The 22,585-nt window shown below is 53.4% G+C and carries 22 protein-coding genes; 2 read left to right on the forward strand and 20 right to left on the reverse strand.

Annotation, left to right across the window (positions count from 1 at the left end; translation table 11 throughout):
• Positions 1 to 274: 274 nt before the first annotated feature.
• From Q8W24_RS06785 to ilvY, 4 genes are all read right to left on the reverse strand, one after another.
• Positions 275 to 901 carry a sulfite oxidase heme-binding subunit YedZ gene (locus Q8W24_RS06785; protein WP_303433227.1) on the reverse strand — a complete coding sequence of 209 codons (627 nt, stop codon included), beginning with the start codon at positions 899 to 901 and terminating at the stop codon, positions 275 to 277.
• A gap of 28 nt (positions 902 to 929) precedes the next feature.
• A complete protein-coding gene (gene msrP, locus Q8W24_RS06790) occupies positions 930 to 1,952 on the reverse strand; it encodes a protein-methionine-sulfoxide reductase catalytic subunit MsrP (protein ID WP_303433226.1) in 1,023 nt (340 codons plus the stop codon).
• 59 nt (positions 1,953 to 2,011) lie between these two features.
• A complete protein-coding gene (gene pssA, locus Q8W24_RS06795) occupies positions 2,012 to 2,812 on the reverse strand; it encodes a CDP-diacylglycerol--serine O-phosphatidyltransferase (protein ID WP_303433225.1) in 801 nt (266 codons plus the stop codon).
• Positions 2,813 to 2,925: 113 nt separating this feature from the next.
• Positions 2,926 to 3,804, reverse strand: coding sequence for an HTH-type transcriptional activator IlvY (gene ilvY, locus Q8W24_RS06800; RefSeq protein WP_303433224.1), 879 nt, complete (start codon positions 3,802 to 3,804; stop codon positions 2,926 to 2,928).
• A gap of 181 nt (positions 3,805 to 3,985) precedes the next feature.
• Here ilvY and ilvC point away from each other — a divergent pair, with 181 nt between their 5' ends.
• Positions 3,986 to 5,476, forward strand: a complete 1,491-nt coding sequence (gene ilvC, locus Q8W24_RS06805; RefSeq protein ID WP_303433223.1) for a ketol-acid reductoisomerase — start codon at positions 3,986 to 3,988, stop codon at positions 5,474 to 5,476.
• A 116-nt stretch (positions 5,477 to 5,592) separates the two neighbouring features.
• On the opposite strand, the gene Q8W24_RS06810 is transcribed toward ilvC, so the two are convergent.
• Together Q8W24_RS06810 and Q8W24_RS06815 are read right to left on the reverse strand one after the other, a co-directional pair.
• Positions 5,593 to 6,357: a hypothetical protein gene (locus Q8W24_RS06810; protein ID WP_303433222.1), complete on the reverse strand. Its 765-nt coding sequence runs from the start codon at positions 6,355 to 6,357 to the stop codon at positions 5,593 to 5,595.
• Positions 6,358 to 6,360: 3 nt separating this feature from the next.
• Entirely contained in the window at positions 6,361 to 6,621 is a 261-nt protein-coding gene (locus Q8W24_RS06815) for a glutaredoxin family protein (protein ID WP_303433221.1), read from the reverse strand.
• Positions 6,622 to 6,886: 265 nt separating this feature from the next.
• On the opposite strand from Q8W24_RS06815, the gene Q8W24_RS06820 reads away from it, so the two are divergent.
• A complete protein-coding gene (locus tag Q8W24_RS06820; RefSeq protein ID WP_303433220.1) occupies positions 6,887 to 7,912 on the forward strand; it encodes an AraC family transcriptional regulator in 1,026 nt (341 codons plus the stop codon).
• Positions 7,913 to 7,925: 13 nt separating this feature from the next.
• Here Q8W24_RS06820 and Q8W24_RS06825 read toward each other — a convergent pair whose 3' ends face one another.
• The 14 genes from Q8W24_RS06825 to tsaE form a co-directional block, all read right to left on the reverse strand.
• Positions 7,926 to 8,492 carry an NUDIX hydrolase gene (locus Q8W24_RS06825; protein WP_303433219.1) on the reverse strand — a complete coding sequence of 189 codons (567 nt, stop codon included), beginning with the start codon at positions 8,490 to 8,492 and terminating at the stop codon, positions 7,926 to 7,928.
• Positions 8,479 to 9,075 carry a rhombosortase gene (gene rrtA, locus Q8W24_RS06830; protein WP_303433218.1) on the reverse strand — a complete coding sequence of 199 codons (597 nt, stop codon included), beginning with the start codon at positions 9,073 to 9,075 and terminating at the stop codon, positions 8,479 to 8,481. The genes Q8W24_RS06825 and rrtA overlap by 14 nt, the downstream gene beginning before the upstream one ends.
• Before the next feature lie 293 nt (positions 9,076 to 9,368).
• On the reverse strand, positions 9,369 to 9,725 hold the full coding sequence (locus Q8W24_RS06835) for a glutaredoxin domain-containing protein (RefSeq protein WP_303433217.1): 357 nt from the start codon (positions 9,723 to 9,725) through the stop codon (positions 9,369 to 9,371).
• A 255-nt stretch (positions 9,726 to 9,980) separates the two neighbouring features.
• On the reverse strand, positions 9,981 to 10,808 hold the full coding sequence (gene lepB, locus Q8W24_RS06840; RefSeq protein WP_305414697.1) for a signal peptidase I: 828 nt from the start codon (positions 10,806 to 10,808) through the stop codon (positions 9,981 to 9,983).
• Positions 10,809 to 11,009: 201 nt separating this feature from the next.
• Positions 11,010 to 12,302, reverse strand: coding sequence for an adenylosuccinate synthase (locus tag Q8W24_RS06845; protein ID WP_303433215.1), 1,293 nt, complete (start codon positions 12,300 to 12,302; stop codon positions 11,010 to 11,012).
• 13 nt (positions 12,303 to 12,315) lie between these two features.
• Positions 12,316 to 13,491: an ATP phosphoribosyltransferase regulatory subunit gene (locus tag Q8W24_RS06850; RefSeq protein ID WP_305474819.1), complete on the reverse strand. Its 1,176-nt coding sequence runs from the start codon at positions 13,489 to 13,491 to the stop codon at positions 12,316 to 12,318.
• 380 nt (positions 13,492 to 13,871) lie between these two features.
• A complete protein-coding gene (gene hflC / locus Q8W24_RS06855; RefSeq protein WP_303433213.1) occupies positions 13,872 to 14,741 on the reverse strand; it encodes a protease modulator HflC in 870 nt (289 codons plus the stop codon).
• Positions 14,741 to 15,940, reverse strand: a complete 1,200-nt coding sequence (gene hflK / locus Q8W24_RS06860; RefSeq protein ID WP_305474820.1) for an FtsH protease activity modulator HflK — start codon at positions 15,938 to 15,940, stop codon at positions 14,741 to 14,743. Before hflK ends, hflC begins: the two co-directional genes overlap by 1 nt.
• Before the next feature lie 146 nt (positions 15,941 to 16,086).
• Positions 16,087 to 17,397 carry a ribosome rescue GTPase HflX gene (gene hflX / locus Q8W24_RS06865; protein ID WP_305474821.1) on the reverse strand — a complete coding sequence of 437 codons (1,311 nt, stop codon included), beginning with the start codon at positions 17,395 to 17,397 and terminating at the stop codon, positions 16,087 to 16,089.
• A 22-nt stretch (positions 17,398 to 17,419) separates the two neighbouring features.
• On the reverse strand, positions 17,420 to 17,671 hold the full coding sequence (gene hfq / locus Q8W24_RS06870) for an RNA chaperone Hfq (protein WP_303433210.1): 252 nt from the start codon (positions 17,669 to 17,671) through the stop codon (positions 17,420 to 17,422).
• A gap of 76 nt (positions 17,672 to 17,747) precedes the next feature.
• On the reverse strand, positions 17,748 to 18,668 hold the full coding sequence (miaA, locus tag Q8W24_RS06875; RefSeq protein WP_303433228.1) for a tRNA (adenosine(37)-N6)-dimethylallyltransferase MiaA: 921 nt from the start codon (positions 18,666 to 18,668) through the stop codon (positions 17,748 to 17,750).
• Between the two features lie 35 nt (positions 18,669 to 18,703).
• Positions 18,704 to 20,632: a DNA mismatch repair endonuclease MutL gene (gene mutL / locus Q8W24_RS06880; protein WP_305474823.1), complete on the reverse strand. Its 1,929-nt coding sequence runs from the start codon at positions 20,630 to 20,632 to the stop codon at positions 18,704 to 18,706.
• A gap of 6 nt (positions 20,633 to 20,638) precedes the next feature.
• Positions 20,639 to 22,012, reverse strand: coding sequence for an N-acetylmuramoyl-L-alanine amidase (locus Q8W24_RS06885; protein ID WP_305474825.1), 1,374 nt, complete (start codon positions 22,010 to 22,012; stop codon positions 20,639 to 20,641).
• The gene (gene tsaE, locus Q8W24_RS06890; RefSeq protein ID WP_305452004.1) at positions 22,009 to 22,518 is read right to left on the reverse strand and encodes a tRNA (adenosine(37)-N6)-threonylcarbamoyltransferase complex ATPase subunit type 1 TsaE; all 510 of its coding nucleotides are present in this window, start codon (positions 22,516 to 22,518) and stop codon (positions 22,009 to 22,011) included. The genes Q8W24_RS06885 and tsaE overlap by 4 nt, the downstream gene beginning before the upstream one ends.
• Between the last annotated feature and the right edge of the window lie 67 nt (positions 22,519 to 22,585).

The following is a 22,585-nucleotide window of genomic DNA, read 5'->3' on the forward strand; positions in this document are numbered from 1 at the left end:
CCGAATCAAGGTGGCGAATAATACACTGATAAATCAGTAATTCAACCCTTAAATCCGTTTTTTCTGATTGGCGGTTCAGATCCAAAGGATGTGTTGCCAAACCAGAACTGAAGCTGATCCATCCAATATAACGATGAATCTTGCTCCATTCCCTGCCGCATCAGCAGTAGGGAGGCGCGCAGTATAGGGATATCCATATTGCCGTCAACTATTCTTTTCACTTTGATGACAATTAGCGGTCATTTTCAATAATTCAGCATTGTAATACCCGTTGCTACGCTACCCGAGTCCGGGCCAACGGCTTTTTCCACTGTTTCCGCCATAAACGCTCAGCCAATAACAACGCCACAAAGACACTGTAGAGAACGGGCTCAAGCCAGTTGGATCGGATTTGCAGTAAATAGTGAATCGCGGCAAGTACAGCAATCGCATAAACCAATGTATGCAGCTGCTTCCAGCGCTGACGAAGGCGTCGCTGCCAATAGCTGTGAGACGTCACGGCCAATGGCAATAGCAGTAACCAGGCCAGCATTCCCAATGTCAGGTAAGGGCGCTTTACCAGCTCGGTCGCTATTTCCTGCCAATGCCATTCCAGCAGGAAGGCAGAGTAAGCCAGCAGATGACAGGTGGCGTAAGTAAATGTGATCAATCCCACCATACGGCGGTGAGTGGCTGGCCACTTTACCCCCATTCTTCGTAAGGGTGAGATGGCAAGACCGATCAATAACAGATTAAAGGTCCAGCTACCGGTAAAAAAGACAATCGCCCGGCCAGGCTCCGGCCCCAATACATCCCATTCGCCCATCTGCAACCGAACCACCAGCCATAACAAGTAAACCAGTGGTAACAAACCGGCAATCAGAACCAGCCAGCCGCGCCAGACTCGTGTTGATAACGCCATACCTCTCCCCCCTCTTTTGGACCTGTGCTTAATACAGCTTCTGTAAATCCATTCCCCGGTACAAATGGGCAACTTCATCGGCATAGCCGTTAAACATCTGTGTTTCGATCCGATTGGCGGATAGCAGACCAGAGGGCAGCCTGCGCTCACGGGCCTGACTCCAGCGAGGGTGATCGACTTCCGGGTTTACGTTGGCATAAAAGCCGTATTCATTAGGGGCCAATGAATTCCAGCTTGTGACTGGCTGCGTTTCAGTGAAGCGTATCGAGACGATTGACTTGATGCTTTTAAAGCCATATTTCCAGGGCACAACCAATCGCAATGGTGCGCCATTCTGGTTTGGCAATACTTCACCATACAATCCAACGGCGAGTATGGTTAGTGGGTTCATGGCTTCATCCATGCGCAGGCCTTCCCGATACGGCCAGTCAATGGTTGAAAAACGGCTACGCTGCTCAGGGAATTGTTTTGGATCTTCCAAGGTCTTGAATTCAACAAACCGGGCGCTGGACAGCGGCTTGCAACGCTTGATCAGATCGGCCAAGGAGAAGCCAATCCAGGGAATCACCATAGACCAGGCCTCAACACAGCGCAGTCGATAGATACGCTCCTCAAGCTCCATATCCTTCATTATTGTTTCCAGCGACAGGACTCCTGGATTTTCGCAGGCACCGCTGATTTCCACAGACCAGGGATCTGTCGACAGTTTGCTGGCATACCGTGCCGGGTCGGCTTTGTCGTAGCCAAACTCATAGAAGTTATTGTAGTTGGTAATGGCGCTATAAGGGGCGGGGGCATCTGTCGTACTGAGTGGCGATTCTTTCGCCGCACCAATTTGCTGTTGCAGCCAGCCGGGGCCTGCTGTTTCAGGATTTTTTCGGGTGGTTAATGCCAGAGCTGGCAAACTCATGGTTGCCGCAGAAATCGCGGCAGAAGCACTCAAGGCAGTACCAATCGACGCTCCCATAAAGGCGCGTCGATTAAGATATGTATCTTTGGGGGTGATTTCTGACGGCTTTGGATCGCTACGTCGAGGTTTTAATATCATCATGCTGCGACTCCCTGATAAGAAGATTGATCTCTTTGATATAGAGTAGTCGCAGAAGGTTGCTAGTTCTTACGATTTATTAGTCGATCCCACACTTCAAAGGCAGGTCCCGACAAGGCATAGCCAACAAAGAACAATAACAGCACCTTGGCCGGGTCGATGGAAACCACCACAAAGACCAGCACCACCGCCAACAAGGCCACAAACGGCACCTTGCCTTTCAAGTCCAGTCCCTTGAAGCTGTGATAACGGACATTACTGACCATCAGCAAGCCCGATACAGGTACCAGTACCGCCATTAACCAGGCGACGGACTCGCCACTAACGCCGGCATCCGAAAACATCCATACGGTTCCGGCAACCACTGCAGCAGCAGAGGGACTGGCCAACCCCGTAAAAAAGTTTTTGTCGGCAACGCCCAGTTGCGTATTGAAACGGGCCAGCCGTAACGCCGCCCCGGCGACATAAACAAAAGCAGCCAGCCAGCCTATTTTACCCAGATCCTGTAACGCCCAACTGAACGCAACCAGAGCCGGGGCCATACCAAATGACACCATATCGGACAGACTGTCGTACTCTGCGCCAAAATCACTTTGGGTGTTGGTCATGCGTGCAACACGGCCATCCAGCCCATCCAGAATCATGGCAATAAAGATCGCTACGGCAGCGGTTTCAAAGTGCCCGTTCATACTCGCGGTGATAGCGTAAAAACCGGAAAACAGGGCAGCTGTAGTAAACAGGTTAGGTAGCAAATAAATGCCCCGACCACCGGCCCAGCCAGAGTGGCGCTGCGAGTCGTCACTCTTGTTATTGCATTCGTTTAACGGATCTTCTTCATTGGGGTGTTGCTGAACTGGTTTCATTCAATGGCCTTATCATGCACTGGCAGTATGATGAAATATTCACTGCCGAAAGGAATCTGCCGTTTGCTGGCACGGGTCTGTTACGGAAACAGCCTGACAAACGCTATTATGCGTTATCCATCAAAGGCTGTCTTCCAGAGTGCCTGAATCAGTGGATCATTCAAGCGGTGAACGTGAGAGCACAATCCAATCAGGAAGGATTCCAGCTCCGGCTGTACAGCCAGCACCCGAACCCGGGACGACATCGGACTATGGCGCAACACCAATTCCGGCACAACGCCAACCCCGACTCCCAGAGCCACCATACTGACGATAGCCTCGCTACCCGACACCTGTGCATAGATATGCGGCTGGATTGATCTGGCAGCAAACCACTGATCCACCCGGGAACGACCCAAGCCACTGGTCGATAGCACCATCGGAACCTTTTGCCAATCCGGCTCCGGCTTGGCCAACTCAGGAATAATAGCGACATTTCTCGGTGCTATAAATAGCAGAGGGCTGGACGTCAGTGCCCGAAATGACAACTCACGATCCAGTGTTTCCGGACGCGCAGCGACTACGATATCGGCTTCCCCTGAGCGCAGCCTGGGAATTGATTCCGCCGCATCACCCGTCAGTATATTCAGATCAATACAAGGGTAGCGCTCCCGAAACCGGGATAACAGATCAGGCAACACCGTAAAACTGGCCGTCACCGAGCAAAACAGCGTCAGTCGCCCGGACAGCTTGCTGACCCCCACATTGACTTCATGCCTCAGGGTTTGCCAGGAGAACAGGGTCTGTTCCGCATGTTGGCCAAATCGTTCTCCGGCACGGGTTAACGACAGCTGCATTCTGTCACGATTCAGCAAAGGTACCCCAACTTCCTGTTCCATTCGTGCCAGCCTGCGACTGAGTGTCGATGGACTCATATGCAGCTGTTCTGCAGCCCGTCCCAAATGCAATACCGACGCCAGACAGATAAAAGACTGCAAGTCTTTGTAATCCATGGAGTTTTACCTATTCATAAAAATCACTGACCAGACTCGGAACAAAAATACCGCAAGCATTCACGACTCTTTGCATAAAACGCAACACAGCAACGCAAATATAGCATTTTACGCAACGTAAGCATTGGCCTACCATGCCCGCATCGACATTCTGTACACCCCTGCAATGAGGAAGACTGGTATGGGCAACAACTACTTTAACACTCTGAACCTGCGCGAAAAGCTGGACCAACTGGGCCGCTGTCGCTTTATGAACCGTGATGAATTTGAGTCCGAAGCCGATTACCTGAAAGGCAAAAAAATTGTCATTATCGGTTGTGGTGCCCAGGGCTTGAACCAGGGTCTGAACATGCGCGACTCCGGTCTGGACGTGTCTTACACACTGCGTGCCGCGGCGATTGCAGAAAAACGTCAGTCGTGGAAAAACGCCACCGACAACGGCTTCACCGTCGGCACTTATGAAGAGCTGATTCCAACGGCTGACCTGGTCATGAACCTGACTCCAGACAAACAGCATACTGCCGTTGTTTCTGCTGTTATGCCACTGATGAAACAAGGGGCTACCCTGGGCTATTCCCATGGTTTCAACATTGTTGAAGAAGGCATGCAAATCCGTGAAGACCTGACCGTCATCATGGTTGCACCCAAGTGCCCGGGCTCTGAAGTACGTGAAGAATACAAACGTGGCTTTGGCGTCCCAACGCTGATCGCGGTTCACCCAGAGAACGACCCGAATGGCGACGGCCTGGAAATTGCCAAAGCCTGGGCGGCTGGTACTGGCGGTCACCGTGCCGGTTGTCTGGAATCCTCCTTTGTTGCCGAAGTAAAATCCGACCTGATGGGTGAGCAAACCATCCTGTGTGGCATGCTGCAAACCGGTGCCATTCTGGGCTTCGAAAAAATGGTTGAAGACGGCATAGATGAAGGTTACGCCGCCAAGCTGATCCAGTACGGCTGGGAAACCACCACAGAAGCTCTGAAATATGGCGGCATCACCAACATGATGGATCGCCTGAGCAACCCGGCCAAAATCGAAGCCTTCGATATGGCCGAAGACCTGAAAGAACTGATGCGTCCCCTGTTCCGCAAACACCAGGACGACATCATTTCTGGCGAGTTCTCCCGCACCATGATGGAAGACTGGGCCAACAACGACAAAAACCTGCTGACCTGGCGTGAAGAAACCGCAGAAACCGGCTTTGAAAAAGCACCGGCGTCTGACGTTGAAATTGATGAGCAAGAATACTTCGACCACGGCATCATGCTGGTTGCCATGATCAAGGCTGGTGTTGAGCTGGCTTTCGAAACCATGGTTGAGTCCGGCATCGTTGAAGAGTCTGCTTACTACGAGTCTCTGCACGAAACACCACTGATCGCCAACACCATCGCCCGTCGCAAACTGTACGAAATGAACGTCGTTATTTCCGACACAGCAGAATACGGTAACTACCTGTTCTCCCACGCAGCGGTACCCCTGCTGCGCGAGAAGTTCATGCCACATATCAGCACCGATGTGATTGGTAAAGGACTGAAGCTGAAAACCAACTCGGTTGATAACGCTCGCCTGATCGAAGTAAACGACGCCATCCGTAACCACCCGGTTGAATGGGTTGGCCAGGAACTGCGTGGCTATATGACCGACATGAAACGCATCGTAGAAGCAGCGCGTTAATCATGCACGACGGCTGCGAATCTGTCTGATGCGCAGCCTTCCGTCATAAAAAAGCCGCTACCGGAACAAACCGGTAGCGGCTTTTTCTTTTTATAGCGGATCAAGCAGAATAATGCTTATTTAACTACCCGACAGTTGCCCCACTCACAACGTAACAGCAAGAAACTGGCATCTTCACACCGGGCCTGATAGACCTCATCTGGCCAAGCACTGCTGAGCAAGCTGACTTCCGCTCCAGGACAAGCCAGGTGCTGCGTCAGCTTTTCGACAACATAGTAGGAACGGCCATACACCTTGCCGGTCTGTTTCTCTACTGCCGCTTCTCTCAGCAATAATGCATCACCTTTCATATCCCGATGATGCTGCATCTCCAACAAGGCCTTGTAAGTTACCTCTCGATCAGCCAGATCCAAATCCCCCCGATCAAAGGCATCCAGAACCTCAAGGCATCGGCTTTCCTGATTCTCTTTATCCGCCAGAGCCGCTGCCACTTCCTGCTCTGCTGCTTCAACGATTCCCCAGGTCAGCGCCATCGCCAGTCGAGCACCGGTTGGTTGACGTGTATCGGTTATCGTAACCAGATCATACGCCAAGCCATAATCTGCACTTTTCACCAAACTGCCATTACGGTTCCACCAGTTCTGACGCGCCAGCTGTGCTGCCTTGTCTGCCCGATAGCTGACATGCGTGCAGCTATCGGCCCATGTCCGCAAACGTGTATCCAAAGCCAGCGTATCGTAAATCGCTTCACCCTTGGGTGATAATGACGGCCCACCGCTCGTCGTTGCACAGCCAGACAAACCGATAGCCAAAGCCACAGCAATAACCGACGTTCGACCCCACAACACACCGGTTCCTGTGATCATATTTTTTATTCGCATAAATCAGTCTTCCTTTGCTGGAGATTGATGCACTGCCAGCCATGACAGCATATTTTCAAAATCAAATGGCCAACCAAGCTCATCAGATGAGCTATCATGCCGAATCACTGGTATGCGAATACCATAACGCTCCACCAATGTTTCATCATCAGCGATATCGATGTAGTGATACGTTATCGGCAGCACGCTGGCAGCCTGTTGCAACAGCTTGTCTGCGTCTTCGCACAAGTGGCAGCCATCAGTACCGTATATTGTAAAAGCCACGCCTTGATTAATCCTTGATGAAATCTTCACTTTGACAGTCGTTACCAACAACCGGGTTACAGTAGACCAAAAAGTCTGAATGTTTATAGACCAGACTGACTATTTTCCTGCCTATCGATCACATCCAGAAAATTCTGCTGGTAAATTCATGATTGATAATAAAAACTAACTTACTGATAATTAAGTCAATATTTGAAAAACAATCGACTCAATACTCCCAGATGCCCATCGCGGTACTCAAGCAGTAAGGCAGCAGACAAACACTATGACGACGGATCAAGGCTATCTCGCAGCATTGACAGTGATGCCATTACTGCAGATTTTGCCACACCAACACAGAGAACACCTGCCACCACCACTCGGCCATAGCACTCCAGAATTGCCTGTCATACTGGATGCCTGTACCGCCAAGGAATATATCAACCACCTGCATGCCACACACAACAGCAACGACTTTTGTGTTTTGCCACCGTTGCGGTTCGACGCCGGAGCCAGCGGCCCGTTACACCATTTGTTTTTATGCAGTAACACATTACGCGAAGCTCTGTATTACCTGGAAAAGTTTGCCTCGTTGTTATCGGAACACATGGTCGTCAATGTTACCCGAACCCGCCAAGGGCCTCTGCGTATCCGTATCGACCTGAAGGCACCCATAGACACCGGCAGCTGCCGCTGGCGGATGGAATTACTGATCAGCACACTACTCAGCTGGTTTCGCCATTTATGTGGCTCACGCCTGATCATAGAGCGGATTCTGCTGCCATGGCAGGAGCCGGATTACGCTCAGCGCTATAGCCAGCAATGGCAAACCGAACTACTCTTTGATGCCTCGCAATGTACCATTGAGCTGCAGCCGGACAGCCTTGATCTGGGGTTACACCATACCAACCCGAACATCACCCAAATGATGCGTCAGGTAGTTGAAAAACAGTTTCGCAAACTCGTCCGGGCGGGTTCACTCTGCAATCACATCCAACGTGCCCTGATCAATGGCCAGCTCAGTTTCTCGGCCACCCAGCAAACCATTGCCGAGCACTTCAATATCAGCACCCGCACTCTGAATCGCCACCTGCAACAGGAAGCGACTTCATTAAAACAACTGATCACTCAAGTACGGATAAAACAAGCCAAGCATCTGTTAACCAGCAGCAATGACAGTATCGATGCAATTGCCGTAACCCTGGGACTATCTGGCAGACGGGCGCTCGATCGTATATTTCACAAACATGAAAATATCAGTCCGGCACAGTTTCGTCAGGATGCCAGTGTATCGATTGCAGAATCCTGTTAAACACCCACAGCGATCAGCGACCAGCCAGGCCCATCAGGCTGGCACGCTGGATCACCGCAACCGTCAGCAAATCAGTGATACGCCCGTCCAGCGTCATGGCCAGTGCCTCAGCAAAAGGCAGCCGCTGAATATCCAGTTGCTCGGTATCATCAAAACAAGTCTCACCCTCCGTCAGTCCTTGCGCCAGAAAAGCAAAGGCTTCTTCATTGGTAATGCAATTACTGACATGAAAATACCCTAGCGGCTGCCACTCGTCAGCGCTCAGGCCAGTTTCTTCCTTCAGTTCACGTCGAGCAGCCAGTTCCGGGGACTCATCCAATGGCCCGCCTCCCATTGGCAATTCCCAACTGTATTGATCCAAAGGAAAGCGGTACTGCCCGATCAACCAGGTATCGCCATTCTCGGCGATAGGCAATATGGCAATCGCGCGATTTTTAAACGCCACTGTGCCATAAATACCCGGCTTGCCTGTCGGTGCAATCACCTGGTGATCGTCGACCCGCATCCACGGATTTTCATACACCGTCTGAGCGCTGACAATGCGCCAAGGACCCCGTTGCTGTTCGTCATTCTGAGACATGATCATTATCCCGGCAAAAAATTGGGCTAAAGACTGCCATAGCCAACAACCAGACGCCACCGGCGATCCCTCCCAGCAAGTGAGCCTCGGTTGCCACTCGCCCACCAATCATCTCACTCACCGCTCCACCGCTGTAATAAGGCGACTGTTCCCATACCACCTTGAGTACCACCAGTCCGGCAAACAGCATCGCCATACGGCGGCTATATCCAAGCGCAACAAATGGAGCCACCATCAACATGCCATGCAACACCCCGGACAAACCCACATAGCGCTGCAGATCCCCGGCAAACAGCATCAACCCCAGTCCAACAACACCACTGCACCAGAGCAACAACCCCACAAACACCCTGTTTGGTACCGTTCCAGCGGCGATCACAGCCAGCAACACCAGCCCACCCACATTACCCAGCGCATGAGGCCAGGATAAATGCACCCAGTGGCACGTTAACAAGCGCCACCACTGACCTTGGCCAATGTCACTACGGTCAAACGCCAACCATTGTGAACTGACAGGTTCCAGCACACTGGCCAGTAACACAGCGATAATCGCCCCAAGACAAAAAGCAGATTGCTTTATCACTATATTTTCACCGGGATAACCGCCATTCAGAGTTCATATCAGAGTCCATATTCATAGTATCGAACCGGACTGACAACAGACACGGCGTCACGGCCTGGCAAGCACCCACACCATAAACACGGCCGATCGATTATCACAACAGAGAACAGGCAAGACGAGCCAACACCACACAGCCAGCCAAATGGCTCACTGGTTTATGGCAAACAGCAGAGGGGCAGTCTCATATCGCAGACCGCGAGGAACAGGCAGGTCAGAATAACCAGCCAGCAGAGCATACAGAAAAGCAGCGAGACTCAGTAACGTCGATTCAGATACCCATGAATCGCATCCGGGCTATACAGCCATTCGCTGTTTTGCTCACCATCGATACGCAAGCAAGGAACCCGAGGTATACCACCGCCATTGACCAGCTCATTACGATAAGCATCAACACGCTCAACGTCTTTTTCCACTACCCGCAAACCAAGCCGCAGGCAATGGCGTCGCACCTGGATAGAAGCCGGACAATTACGCGAAAAGTACAAATGCATTCGACGGGATTCACGATCCAGTACTGTTTGCAGATCAGGGGCATGTACAACCGGTTTGACCGGGACGACTCGGTCGACCAGATCAAATGCCATGCCTTTCAGTTGACGAGCTACGTTCATATCATCAAGACTCAACCGCATGAAATCGACGCGCATTGTAGTCTTGTTTTGCCACACGGCAACCCCTGAACAAGGACTTTTTTAAACCACCACCTGACAATCATCTGATCGTCCTGGAAAAACAGTTTCACCGGTCATAAACCTTTCCTTTTTGCTGGCCGCCGGGTGCAATCCGCAAACAAGGATAGTCACCAGCAATCTCTGTATGGCCCCGCTTATTCACAGCTTGCGTTGCTTTCCGGCAGCTGCAGAGGCTTACTGAATCCAGCCATTACGATCAAATGATGGCAGTTCATCCCAGCCTTTCCAGTGCATCCAGACGGCCACGGCTTTACCCACAATATTTTCTTCCGGTACAAAACCCCACACCCGACCATCGCTGCTGTTACCGCGATTGTCACCCATCATGAAATAATGCCCCTCCGGCACATCCCAGACCCCTTCAGGCCCCGCCCAAACCACCAGATCACTAGCGCCTACCGGCCGTCCTACAACCCATTTTACGGTAGCCGTATGATCACCCAGCGATTCTTCCGCCAGATACTTTACCGGGCGGTAAACCGGCTCGCCTCCCAGGTTACGGGTCGGTATTTTTTCACCGTTAATGGTCAGCTGGCGGTCACGATACTCGATGTGATCCCCCGGCAAGCCGATAACCCGCTTGATAAAATAACGTGGGTCCTCCGGTGGGAAAAATACCATCACATCCCCCCGCTCTGGCTCGCCAACAGGGATCAGCGTATTGCCGAATACCGGCATTCTCAGTCCATAATGAAATTTGCTGACCAGAATAAAGTCACCCTCTGTCAGACCAGGCTCCATCGATGCCGATGGAATCTGAAATGGCTCTGCAATAAATGAGCGCAGCACAAAGACAATTGCCAGTACCGGGAAAAACGACTTGCTCTGTTCAACCAGAAAAGGCTCTTGTGCCACCTTCCCAGCGGCATCCATATTCCCTGCTGCTGTTGCCGCATCAGCACGGGCAACGCGCCGGGATGCCAGAAACAACTTATCGATCAAGGCCACGATGCCGGTAAACAGCGTGGCAATCATCAAGATGAGCGGAAAATCAATATTCATAAATAGAAATAACCTAAGAGCATTGCATCATCGGGTTCGGCGTACTGGCAAACCAGCAGCTCCACGGCGAAATGACAGCAGTGACGGGGACTTCCCTTCCTTGGGTGCAGACGTGATTACCATCGGTAAGCGCGTCCCGCGACGCGGTTCTGCAAGTACTCAAGTACTTATGCGTAACCTTGCAGAACCGCAGGTACTTCATCAGATATCGAAGCTGTGGCGCAGTACGATCGTTTCAAGACGATCAGGGCCAGTAGAAATAATATCAATCGGCGCATTGATGGCTTTTTCTACAAAACGGATATACGCACGGGCATTCTCTGGCAAGTCTTCCAGTGCTTTGGCACCAAAGGTGGACTCAGTCCAGCCTGGCAGCTCTTCATAGACTGGAGTGATTTTGGCAAACTTGTCAGCACTGGCCGGAACATTCATGCGCTGGCCGTTTTCATCTTCATAGCCGACACAGACCTTGATGGTTTCAAGACCATCCAGTACGTCGAGCTTGGTCAGACAAATAGTATTGATAGAGTTCACCCGGATCGCGTGTTTTACCAGCATGGCATCAAACCAGCCACAACGGCGATTACGGCCAGTGGTTGTACCGGTTTCCTTACCCACGGTCGCCAGCTGCGTACCAACCTCATCAAACAGTTCGGTTGGAAACGGGCCAGACCCGACACGGGTGGTATACGCCTTGGTAATCCCCAGAATCTGGTCCAGATACAAGGGACCAACGCCGGAACCTGTCGCCACGCCACCGGCAGTGGTGTTGGACGAAGTAACAAACGGATAAGTACCGTGGTCGATATCCAGCAAGGTGCCCTGGGCGCCTTCAAACATGATATCGCCACCGGATTCGCGCACAGAATGCACCAGGTCGACCGCATCAACCACAATGTCCTTGATCTGTGCAGCCCACTCCAGGCAAGACGCCAGAGTTGCTTCGTAGTCGACTTCTTCAACGCCGTAATAGTGCTTCAAGGAGAAGTTATGGTATTCCATTACTTCTTTCAGCTTGTCGGCAAATTCCGGCTGGAACAGATCGTCAACACGCAAACCGCGACGACTGACCTTGTCTTCATAGGCAGGGCCAATACCACGACCGGTGGTGCCGATTTTGGCATTGCCACGCTTGATCTCACGGGCCTGATCCAGAGCGGCATGATAAGGCAGAATCAGAGGGCAGGCATGGGACAAACGCAAGCGCTCCATAACCGGTACACCACGTTGCTCCAGCGCCCGGATTTCTTTCAACAAGGCATCCGGAGCCACCACCACACCGTTACCCACCACACAGATAACGCCTTCACGCAAAATGCCTGAAGGAATCAGATGCAATGCGGTTTTTTCACCATCAATCACCAGTGTGTGACCGGCATTGTGGCCACCCTGGAAACGCACAACGGCCGCTGCTTTTTCAGTCAGCAGGTCAACAATTTTCCCTTTACCTTCGTCACCCCATTGGGTGCCGAGAACTACAACACTTTTACCCATGTCTGTCTCAATATTAAGCTGGTTGCACTTGGACCAGCTGCCACTGGCCGTTGATGATTTGCAGGGAATAATCTGCCTGCGGTGTATCCTGCTCACGGCAGGAGATAACACGCATCCCCTGCTGCCTTAGTTCATTCACATACTGCCAGAGTGCGGCATCACCGGTAGCCGGTGCCAGTACCAGAGGCTTGCGTTCCGGGGCAAAGTCACCCAGTCGGGCCAGGACCCGCAAGTCTGCGCTGAATCCTCGTGCCGGACGAGCACGGCCAAAGGCCTTGCCGGTTTCATCGTAGCGGCCGCCCTGGGCAATGGCATCACCGTAACCGGGAATATAAGCACCAAACACCAGACCGGTATGATACTGATAGCCACGCAATTCGGTCAGGTCGATATACAGAGGGACACCAGGAAAACGCTCCAGAACCTGGTTGGCAACCGCCTGCAGATGCTCCAGCTCACTGGCTACACCAGGAACCAGTGCAATCAGCTTGTCAAAACCGTTGGCCAGACCACTCAGAGTACCTTGCAAACGTGCCAATAACTGCAGTGCCTTACGGCTGTTATTATCGGCAATTTCCCGTTCTGCCCAGGCATCAATATCACTGGCACATTTCAGCTTGAGCAAATCAAACAGCTCGGTCTGCTGGGCATCCGTCACCTCTGCCTGTTCAGCAATGGCACGGTAGACACCGACATTACCGATATCAAGATGAATGTTCTTGACGCCACTGGCGGTCAATAGACTCAGCATCATACTGAGTACTTCCACATCCGCGGCCACTCCGGCTTCACCAAACAGCTCAGCACCAATCTGGGTTGGCGTACGGTTGGCCAGCAGGGAGCGAGCACGGGTATGGAAAATTGTCCGGCAATAACAGAAGCGACTGATCCCGTCTCGTGCCAGGCTATGCGCATCGATGCGAGCGACCTGAGGCGTAGTATCAGCACTCAAGCCCATCATGCGGCCGGAAATCTGATCGGTCACCTTGAAGGTACGCAAGTCCAGATCCTTGCCAGTACCGGTCAGGAGTGCATCCAGATATTCCAGTACCGGAGGCGTCACCAGGTCGTAGCCCCAGCTATCCATCAGGTCGAGCAAGCGTCGACGTAAGTGTTCTATCTGCTGCGCGCCAGGCGGCAGGACTTCTTCAATACCGTCCGGCAGTAGCCAGCGATCTGCTAGAGTCATTGTTCAGCCTATATCAATGGGTAACATCCAGAGGTATCGATTGCAGCATAATGCTGACCAACTCCGCCAGACGTACCGTTCGGTCACTATCGGCAGTTACCCTGTTATCTGGTAGCGCCAATATTGTGGAATCGAGGAAAGCCCCAGGCTTTCCGGGATCAATATCAGGCAAGGGCCCAAGGGTTCCCACAGGGATGTCATGGTTTGATCCTTATGACACGCCAGTGCAGCCTTTATCAGCCTGCTTGCCGGAGGACGAAGTGCCTGATGCTTTGGTTATTTCACAAAAAAACCGGGCCTTTGCCCGGTTTTGATGATTTTAGCAAAGCTGCACGGCGATGACCATGAGTCCGACACCTGCCGCCTTGCTCGCCAACCGGTCAGTTACCGGAAGGATCTTTCAGGTAACGGAAGAACGTGCTGTCAGGCTTGAGCAAAATCACATCGTTCTGATTGAAGGTCTCGGTATAGGCATTCAGACTGCGGGTAAACGCATAGAATTCCGGATCCTTGCTGAACGCGGCGTTGTAGATACGCGATGCTTCTGCGTCCCCTTCACCACGTGTGCGCTCGGCATCCCGATAGGCTTCTGCCTCAATCACCGTTTTCTGACGATCGGCATCGGCCTGGATACCTTCTGCCAGCTCACGACCTTGTGAACGATGTTCACGGGCTTCCCGATCACGTTCTGCAGACATCCGTTGATACACAGACTCACTCAGGTCTTCAGGCAAATCGATCGCCTTGACCCGCACGTCCAATACTTCAATCCCCAATTCGGCCTGGGTTTCTGTATTAAGCAGCGCTGTCAGTTTGGTCATCAGCTTGTCACGCTCGCCGGATACCACATCGTGCATGGTGCGGGAAGCGATTTCATCACGCAGCCCTTTGTTCATCAGGTTGGAGAGCAGTTTCGATGCTTCCATCCGATTACCGGAAGTGGCCTGGTAATAAGCCCGTACATCTTCAATGCGCCATTTCGCGAACGCATCCACAATCACGTACTTTTTACCCGCAGTCAGAAAGCGGGCTGAACTGGAATCCAGCGTCAGTACACGCGCATCAAACAGTTTGACGGTTTCAATAAAAGGCACCTTCCAATGCAATCCGGGCTGAATATCCGCATCGACAATTTCACGGAATTTCAACTTGATAGCACGTTCAGTTTCGTTAACCACGTACAAACCCTGACTGGCAAGCAGCAGGACAGCACCTGCAATCACGGCGCTGGCAAAGGCTTTCGGAGACATTAACGACCCTCCCGACGAGTAGTGGTAGTAGTTGAGCTTTGGCGTGAGCGTACTTCTTCCAGCACCTGATCGGTGAGGCGGGAAATATCGCTACTGGTCAATTGACCACTACCGGATGCCGCCTGAGATGCTGGCATGGCCTTCATCAACTGATCCAATGGCAGATACATCATGTTGTTACCACCATCAACATCCACCAGTACCTTGCTGGACTGGGTGTAGACATCGGAGATGGCATCGATATACAGACGTTCACGCATGACCTCCGGGGCCTTGCGATATTCCGCTAACAAATCGTTAAAACGGGCGGCCTGACCTTCGGCACGGGCAATCACCTGCTCTTTGTAGGCCGATGCTTCTTCCAGCTGACGCTGGGCACGACCACGGGCTTCTGGTACTACCGAGTTGGCATAGGCTTCGGATTCACTGATAAAGCGATCCTTGTCCTGCTTGGCTTTCTGCACATCATCAAAGGACGCCGCTACCTGGGTCGGTGGACGGGCATCCTTGATGTTGACCGTGTTCAGCACCATCCCGGTTTGATAACGGTCGAGGTAATCCTGCAAGCGAATCTGCACCTGGTCTGCCAACAGATTACGACCAATGGTCAGGATCTGATCCATTTCTGTCGAACCAACCGCATGACGCAAGGCACTTTCTGCCGCCGCCACCAAGGTACGCTCCGGTGATTCCACCCGCAGGGCATAGGCCACTGGGTCAGATACCCGATACTGTACGCTGAGCTCGATTTCGACAATGTTTTCGTCTTCGGTCAGCATCCGTTCTTTCACTTCCACTTCCCGGACACCGGTGGTGTTAACCGGTATCACGTGGTCGACCAGTGGAATTTTGAAACGCAAACCGGGGTTTTCGGTTGAGCTGTATTTACCCAGGCGCAGCACGACACCACGTTCGGTTTCATCCAGTGTGTATACCGAGTTGAACCCCAGCATCACCACCAGAATGGCACCTGCAATCACCAGCATGCCACCGATACCGCCGTTGCCATTGCTGTTATTGTTGTTACCGCCACCAGACCCCTTGCCGCCAAACAGACCGTTCAGCTTGTCGAGCAACTGCTTGAGTGCCTCGTCCAGGTCAGGTGGCTGGCCGCCACCGCCGCGGTTATTATTACCGCGGTTGTTATTACCCCAAGGATCGTTGGGATTGCCCTTACCGCCGGGCTCATTCCAGGCCATAGTTAACTCCAGTCAGGAAGCATCCAATACATAAAAACCGGGCCGTAATCGCCTTTCCCTGCGGGAGTGGCATTCGGGCCCGTTCCATAAAATTCAATCGTCAATGATAACGTTTTTGGCCAGGATTGCGACCAAAGCCGTTCCTGTTACTGCCAGGCTTCACGAACCTCTGGCAAGAACCGCGATTCTGCAATATCTGCCCGTGCCAAGGCACGTTTGAAGTCTTGCAACTGCAAACGTACCGACAACAACATATCACCGTTATCTTCGTAGTGTTCGCGCTGGATAGCACCCAGGTCATACAGTATGGCACGCAGTTTTGCGTCCGCCGGAGTCAACAGGATATCGTCGTCCAGCAGCTCTTCTCCCAGCAGCTCGCCAATTGCCTGGGTCAACAGCTCAAAGCCATTACGATCGACTGCAGATAACCAGATGGCCACCGGCTGGCCGTGTTCGTCACGATCAATCCGCGCTTCAGCCCGGTCCAGCAAGTCGATCTTGTTGTAGATCCGCAGCTGCGGCACTTCCATCGCGTCGATCTCGGTCAGAACCGATTCAACCTCAGCGATATTGCCATCCCGCTCTGCCGCTGCACTATCAATTACATGCAGCAATAAATCCGCTTCAGCCGCTTCTTGCAATGTCGCCTGAAAGGCTTCTACCAGTTTATGCGGCAGGTGACGGATAAAACCGACAGTATCGGCCAGGACAACTTCGCCGATGTCATCCACCGGCAAACGCCGCAAGGTCGGGTCCAGAGTGGCAAACAGCTGATCGGCGGCATACACCTCTGCACACGTCAACGCATTAAACAGCGTCGATTTGCCGGCGTTGGTATAACCCACAATGGCAACCGTTGGTACCGAGGAACGCTGTCGCGCTCGCCGCCCCTGTTGTCGTTGTGCGCGCACCTTGGCCAAACGGGCATTGATGTTTTTTACCCGCTCTCGCAGCAAACGCCGGTCGGTTTCAAGCTGGGTTTCACCCGGCCCGCGCATACCAATCCCGCCTTTTTGTCGCTCCAGGTGGGTCCAGCCCCGAATCAACCGGGTTGCCTGATACTGCAACTGGGCCAGCTCAACCTGCAGCTTGCCCTCGTGGGTGCGGGCACGCTGGGCAAAGATATCCAGAATCAGCCCGGTACGATCAAGCACACGGCACTGCAGGGCGCGTTCCAGGTTACGCTCCTGACTGGGGGAAAGAGAGTGATTGAAGATCACCAGCTCGCAGTCGTGCAAATGCACAAGATCGTGAATTTCTTCAACTTTGCCGCTGCCAATAAAGAATTTGGCATCGGGCACATCACGTTTGCTGGTAACCAGTTCGGCCGGATCTGCTCCGGCAGAGATCACGAGTTCCCGAAATTCAGCAAGGTCTTCACGATTGACACCTTCCGGGAAATCGATATGCACCAGAACGGCTGTCTCGCCGCCGTTCTGTGGGCGCTCAAAAAACAATTAGACGCTACTCCCAGTCCTGTCAGTTATCGTCGCCAGACTCGTCACCGGTTTCCATTGGCTGCATCCGTACATTACGGGATGGCACAACGGTTGAGATGGCGTGTTTGTAAACCATTTGGCTGACGGTATTTTTCAACAAAATCACAAATTGGTCGAAAGATTCGATTTGCCCTTGCAGCTTGATGCCGTTAACCAAAAAAATAGATACAGGAATACGCTCTTTCCTGAGCTGATTTAGGTAAGGGTCTTGTAGCGAGTGCCCTTTTGACATTGTAATAGTCTCCTCAAAGAGTGGTGCCCCCAATATACGGCGGCAAAAAATAGAATAAACCCAGTCCGCTGCTTTTTCAGGGCAACTCGCTAAATATGGCGTTCACCTCGAGTATTTTCAAGGCACTTGTCAACAGATCCGCTGAATCTGTCTCAAGCCAGTGCAAATCCGGCCAGCCACGCAGCCAGGTAATCTGCCGTTTGGCCAGCTGGCGCGTGGCAATAATGCCGCGTTCCGTCATGCTGTCATAATCACACAGCCCTTCGAGATAGTCCCATACCTGGCGATACCCCACAGCCCGGACCGATGGCAACCCGGTATGCAAATCGCCGCGCTGGTACAGATGCCGCACCTCTTCCACAAAACCTTCGCGCAGCATTTGCTCAAAACGGTACGCAATACGCTGATGCAATTGCGCCCGGTCGTTGGGGCAAACCGCAAGGTTGACCACCCGATAGGGCAGCGGTTCCGTCTGTTGTTCCTGCCAGTATTGGGTCAGCGTTTTGCCGGATACCCGATACACTTCCAGCGCCCGCTGGATACGCTGCTGATCCATGGGCTGCAAACGCGCCGCGGATTCCGGGTCAACGTCAGCCAGTTGGGCATGCATCCACGGCCAGCCATGTGCCTGTGCTTCAGCCAACAGCTGGCTACGCACCACATCATCCGCGCGCGGCAGGTCGGCAGCCCCATCACGCAGGAACTTGAAGTACATCATGGTGCCGCCCACCAGCAACGGAATCCGTCCCTGGGCACTGATATCCGCCATTTCACGCAGCGCATCCTCGCGAAAACGGGCGGCAGAATAAGGCTCGGCCGGATCACACAGATTGATCAGTCGGTGCGGTGCCTGGGCCAGCATCGCCGCATCCGGTTTGGCGGTGCCGATGTCCATATCCCTGTACACCAGCGCCGAATCCACACTGATGATATCGCAGGGGTAACGCTTGACCAGCTCCAGCGCCAGGGCTGTCTTGCCAGACGCAGTCGGCCCCATCAGAAAAATGGCGGGTGGTAATCCCGAGTGTGTCACTAGCGTCCCCTCAGAAACAGTTTGTCGAGCTCGGTCATGCTGAGCTGGGTCCAGGTTGGACGGCCATGATTACACTGGCCACTGCGCTCCGTCGCTTCCATATCACGCAACAACGCGTTCATTTCGGCAATCGTCAGTTTACGGTTGGCCCGCACGGAACCATGGCAGGCCATTGTCGAGAGTATTTCGTTGCGGTGCGCCTGAATGCGGTCAGAGGTGCCGTGTTCCAACAAATCGCCCAACATATCCGTGACCAGCTGTGGCACCACGGCCTGTTGCAGTAACACGGGGATTTGTCGGATCAGCAACGATTCCGGCCCCACTCGTGCCAGCTCCACTCCCAGGCGCCGGAACTCTTCCGCGTGCTGTTCGGCCATATCCGCTTCCCGTTCACTGACCGCCAGCGTTTCGGGCACCAGCAAGGGCTGACTGGCCACTTGCTGTTGATCGACCGATATTTTCAGCCGCTCATAGGTAATGCGTTCATGCGCGGCGTGCATATCAACCAGCACCAGACCAACGCTGTTCTGCGCCAGAATATAAATGCCATGCAGCTGGGCAACAGCCAACCCCAATGGCGGCAGATCACCATCGTCGGCCGCAGGCATCGTCATGGGCTGAGCGCTTAATGGCAACGGCTTGCTCATGCTTTCATAGGCACTGAGCTGATTGGCAATCTGGTTGGTCGATGGTCGCGGATCAAGCGCGGAGGACGAGTTAGCCGACGGATACGGATTGGCAGCCGGTGCTTGCCATGGCAATCGTTCCTGGCTGGTAAATTCGCCGCTGTCCTGCCCTGGTCTCGCCGTCGGCTGGCCATGCGGACGTGTCTCAGCCTCGCCCACAGGGGCCGTACCATCAGTGGATACCACGCCGGTTGATGCCCCCAGGCCAGCACCGTTGGTTGGTGGCAACTGGTCAGAGGGTCGTACATCCGCCAGCACCCGATGCAGGGTGCGGAACAGGAAGTCATGCACCAGACGACCATCCCGAAACCGCACTTCGTGCTTGGTGGGATGCACATTCACATCCACCAGCTTCGGGTCCAGTGTCAGGTACAGCACAAACGCCGGGTGACGACCATGAAACAATACATCGCGATAGGCCTGCTTGATGGCATGCACCACCAGCTTGTCTCGTACCGCCCGGCCGTTGACGTAAAAATATTGCATATCCGCCTGCGAGCGGGAGAACGTCGGCAACGCCACCCAGCCCGACAACAACAATCCCGCCGCTTCGGTATCCACATGCAGGGCGTTATCAATAAACTGTGGCGACAGAATGGCCGCCACCCGGCGTTCCTGTTCGACACCTCGCTCAGCCGCACGCAACTGGTGAATCACCCGATTGTTATGGCGCAGGCAAAACGCCACGTCGTAACGGCTCAGGGCCAGTTTTTTCAGGTGATCTTCCAGGTGTGAGAATTCGGTCTTTTCAGTGCGTAGAAACTTGCGCCGCGCCGGCGTGTTAAAAAACAGATCCCGAACTTCCAGCGTGGTCCCTGGCGGGTGCGCCGCCGGTGCAACATGTGTCACCATATCCCGGCCTTCTGCAGTCACTTGCCAGGCCTCTGCCGCCTCCTGATAACGAGAGGTCAACGTCAGCCGCGACACCGAGCTGATCGAGGCCAGGGCTTCTCCGCGAAACCCCATGGTAATCACAGCTTCCAGGTCATCAAGCGTATTGATCTTGCTGGTCGCGTGGCGACTCAGGGCCAATGACAGATCGTCTTTTTCTATCCCGGCGCCATTGTCACGCACCCGTAACAACTTGACGCCCCCTTGCTCGGCATCCACATCGATACGGGTGGCACCGGCATCCAGGGCATTTTCAACCAGCTCTTTGACGATATTGGCGGGGCGTTCGACCACTTCCCCGGCAGCAATCTGGTTGGTGAGGCGCGGGGAAAGCAAATGGATATTGGGCATGACAGTTCAGAGACCAGGAATTTTGATGGTTTGGCCGATACGGATCTGATCGCTGTTCAGGCCGTTAACGCGGCGTAGCTCATTCAGGCCAACACCATGTTTAATAGCCAGGTCCGACAGGGTATCGCCGCTGCGAATCACATAAGAGTGGGCTCCGCTGCCCTGACTACGCTGCCGTTGCGCTTCCAGCAAGGTGCCACTCGGTGGATGTTCACTGAAATAGTCCTTGATGCCATTAAAAATAGCGGTCGCCATCTGGCGCTGATACTTGCGGGTGCCCAGTTTACGTTCTTCTTCCGGGTTGGAAATAAAGCCGGTTTCAACCAGCAGAGCCGGAATATCCGGTGCTTTCAGCACCACAAAAGCCGCTTCTTCTACCTGCCGTTTATGCAGATAGGAGATTTTTTTCATATAACCCAGAATATCGGCACCGATCCGCTTGCTGGAATTACGCTGATAGGTCATCGACAGATCCAGCAGCGTCATTTTCAGGTGATCGTCTTTATCTTCCAGGGAGATCCCACCGACCAGGTCGGCGTTGTTTTCCTTGTCTGCCAACCAGCGGGCTGTCTCACTGGTCGCACCACGATCCGACAAGACATATACCGAACTGCCGTTGGCGCTGGCCTGCATAAAGGCATCGGCGTGAATCGATACCAGAAAATCCGAGTTGGCCGACCGGGCTTTTTCGGTACGTTCCCGCAAGCCAATATAATAATCACCGGTACGTACCATAAAGGGGGTAAAACCGGCTTCTTTTTTCAACAGCGCCTGTAATTCCTTGGCGATCGCCAGTACCACATGTTTTTCCTGGGTACCTTTCGACCCGGAAGCCCCCGGATCTTCACCGCCGTGGCCGGCATCGATAGCCACAATAATATCCCGATGGCCAGCTGCGGAAGTCTCCGCCTGTTTGACCGGCTTCACTGGCGATAGTGACTGGGTGGTTTCTGGCCGCTTCAGATCAACCACCAACCGGTGATTGGCGTACACATCGTTCGGCGGCAACGGGAAGCTGCTCGGTTTCAGCGTTTCATCAAGGTCGAGCACAATACGCAGTACTTTTTTACTGGGGTGGCCGATACGAATACTGGCCACCGCCGTTCCTTCCAGGTCAATGTCAGCAGTGTCCAATAGCATCTCGGCATCATTCAGATCGATCACGACGCGACTGGGGGAACTGAGAGGGAAAATCTTGTGTTCGGATGGCTCGGTCAAATCAAACACCAACCGAGTGCTGTCCGGTGATTGCCAGACCCGGATATCCCGTACATCCGCCTGCACCAATACGCTGCCAGTCAGCGCCAACAGCCAGCAAGCACAACGACACAGGTGGCCAAGCACAGTCGCCCGGTTTGCCTTGAGAGTGATGCCCATCATCCTTCGGCATCCTCTTGCTCCAGCGCCGTTAACCAGGCTACCGCCCGCTCGGTCTGCCCCTGCAAACTCAGACGACGGGAGTCACCCAGGTCATCAAAGTGAATATCCAGATCCGCCATTGGTAACACACCCCGACCCTTATCGGGCCACTCCACCAAGCACAACACCTGACCAGCGAGATAATCACGGATGCCCATAAATTCCAGCTCTTCCGGATCACCCAGACGATAGAGGTCAAAGTGACAGACCTGGCAACTGGCCAGATCATAGTCTTCGACCAGTGTATAGGTCGGGCTTTTGACCGCTCCAGTATGGCCCAGCGCCTGAATCAGCCCTCGACAAAACGCCGTTTTACCAGCCCCCAGCGTCCCTTGCAAAAAGATCAGCCCGCCATCCGTCAACAGTGGCGCCAGACGCGCTGCCAGCTGTCGTGTGGCGGCCTCACCATGTAATTCACAAGTGAAAGTCTTTCTGGCAGAAGGGGGACAATCGGTCACGGCGATCATTAACTCGTTCGAGAGAAGTATTTCAGATATCGGAAAGCGGGCAAGTGTAGCAGCCCACCCGCCGATT

This window comes from Oceanobacter sp. 4_MG-2023 (assembly GCF_030689165.1).
GTDB lineage: Bacteria > Pseudomonadota > Gammaproteobacteria > Pseudomonadales > Oceanobacteraceae > Oceanobacter.

What these genes read in the sequence shown, in the direction of transcription:
- Q8W24_RS06785 (WP_303433227.1), bottom strand. Translation starts at nt 901, where the DNA reads ATGGCGTTATCAACACGAGTCTGGCGCGGCTGGCTGGTTCTGATTGCC.
- msrP (WP_303433226.1), bottom strand. Translation starts at nt 1,952, where the DNA reads ATGATGATATTAAAACCTCGACGTAGCGATCCAAAGCCGTCAGAAATC.
- pssA (WP_303433225.1), bottom strand. Translation starts at nt 2,812, where the DNA reads ATGAAACCAGTTCAGCAACACCCCAATGAAGAAGATCCGTTAAACGAA.
- ilvY (WP_303433224.1), bottom strand. Translation starts at nt 3,804, where the DNA reads ATGGATTACAAAGACTTGCAGTCTTTTATCTGTCTGGCGTCGGTATTG.
- ilvC (WP_303433223.1), top strand. Translation starts at nt 3,986, where the DNA reads ATGGGCAACAACTACTTTAACACTCTGAACCTGCGCGAAAAGCTGGAC.
- Q8W24_RS06810 (WP_303433222.1), bottom strand. Translation starts at nt 6,357, where the DNA reads ATGCGAATAAAAAATATGATCACAGGAACCGGTGTGTTGTGGGGTCGA.
- Q8W24_RS06820 (WP_303433220.1), top strand. Translation starts at nt 6,887, where the DNA reads ATGACGACGGATCAAGGCTATCTCGCAGCATTGACAGTGATGCCATTA.
- Q8W24_RS06825 (WP_303433219.1), bottom strand. Translation starts at nt 8,492, where the DNA reads ATGTCTCAGAATGACGAACAGCAACGGGGTCCTTGGCGCATTGTCAGC.
- Q8W24_RS06835 (WP_303433217.1), bottom strand. Translation starts at nt 9,725, where the DNA reads ATGAACGTAGCTCGTCAACTGAAAGGCATGGCATTTGATCTGGTCGAC.
- lepB (WP_305414697.1), bottom strand. Translation starts at nt 10,808, where the DNA reads ATGAATATTGATTTTCCGCTCATCTTGATGATTGCCACGCTGTTTACC.
- Q8W24_RS06845 (WP_303433215.1), bottom strand. Translation starts at nt 12,302, where the DNA reads ATGGGTAAAAGTGTTGTAGTTCTCGGCACCCAATGGGGTGACGAAGGT.
- Q8W24_RS06850 (WP_305474819.1), bottom strand. Translation starts at nt 13,491, where the DNA reads ATGACTCTAGCAGATCGCTGGCTACTGCCGGACGGTATTGAAGAAGTC.
- hflC (WP_303433213.1), bottom strand. Translation starts at nt 14,741, where the DNA reads ATGTCTCCGAAAGCCTTTGCCAGCGCCGTGATTGCAGGTGCTGTCCTG.
- hflK (WP_305474820.1), bottom strand. Translation starts at nt 15,940, where the DNA reads ATGGCCTGGAATGAGCCCGGCGGTAAGGGCAATCCCAACGATCCTTGG.
- hfq (WP_303433210.1), bottom strand. Translation starts at nt 17,671, where the DNA reads ATGTCAAAAGGGCACTCGCTACAAGACCCTTACCTAAATCAGCTCAGG.
- miaA (WP_303433228.1), bottom strand. Translation starts at nt 18,668, where the DNA reads ATGGGGCCGACTGCGTCTGGCAAGACAGCCCTGGCGCTGGAGCTGGTC.
- mutL (WP_305474823.1), bottom strand. Translation starts at nt 20,632, where the DNA reads ATGCCCAATATCCATTTGCTTTCCCCGCGCCTCACCAACCAGATTGCT.
- Q8W24_RS06885 (WP_305474825.1), bottom strand. Translation starts at nt 22,012, where the DNA reads ATGATGGGCATCACTCTCAAGGCAAACCGGGCGACTGTGCTTGGCCAC.
- tsaE (WP_305452004.1), bottom strand. Translation starts at nt 22,518, where the DNA reads ATGATCGCCGTGACCGATTGTCCCCCTTCTGCCAGAAAGACTTTCACT.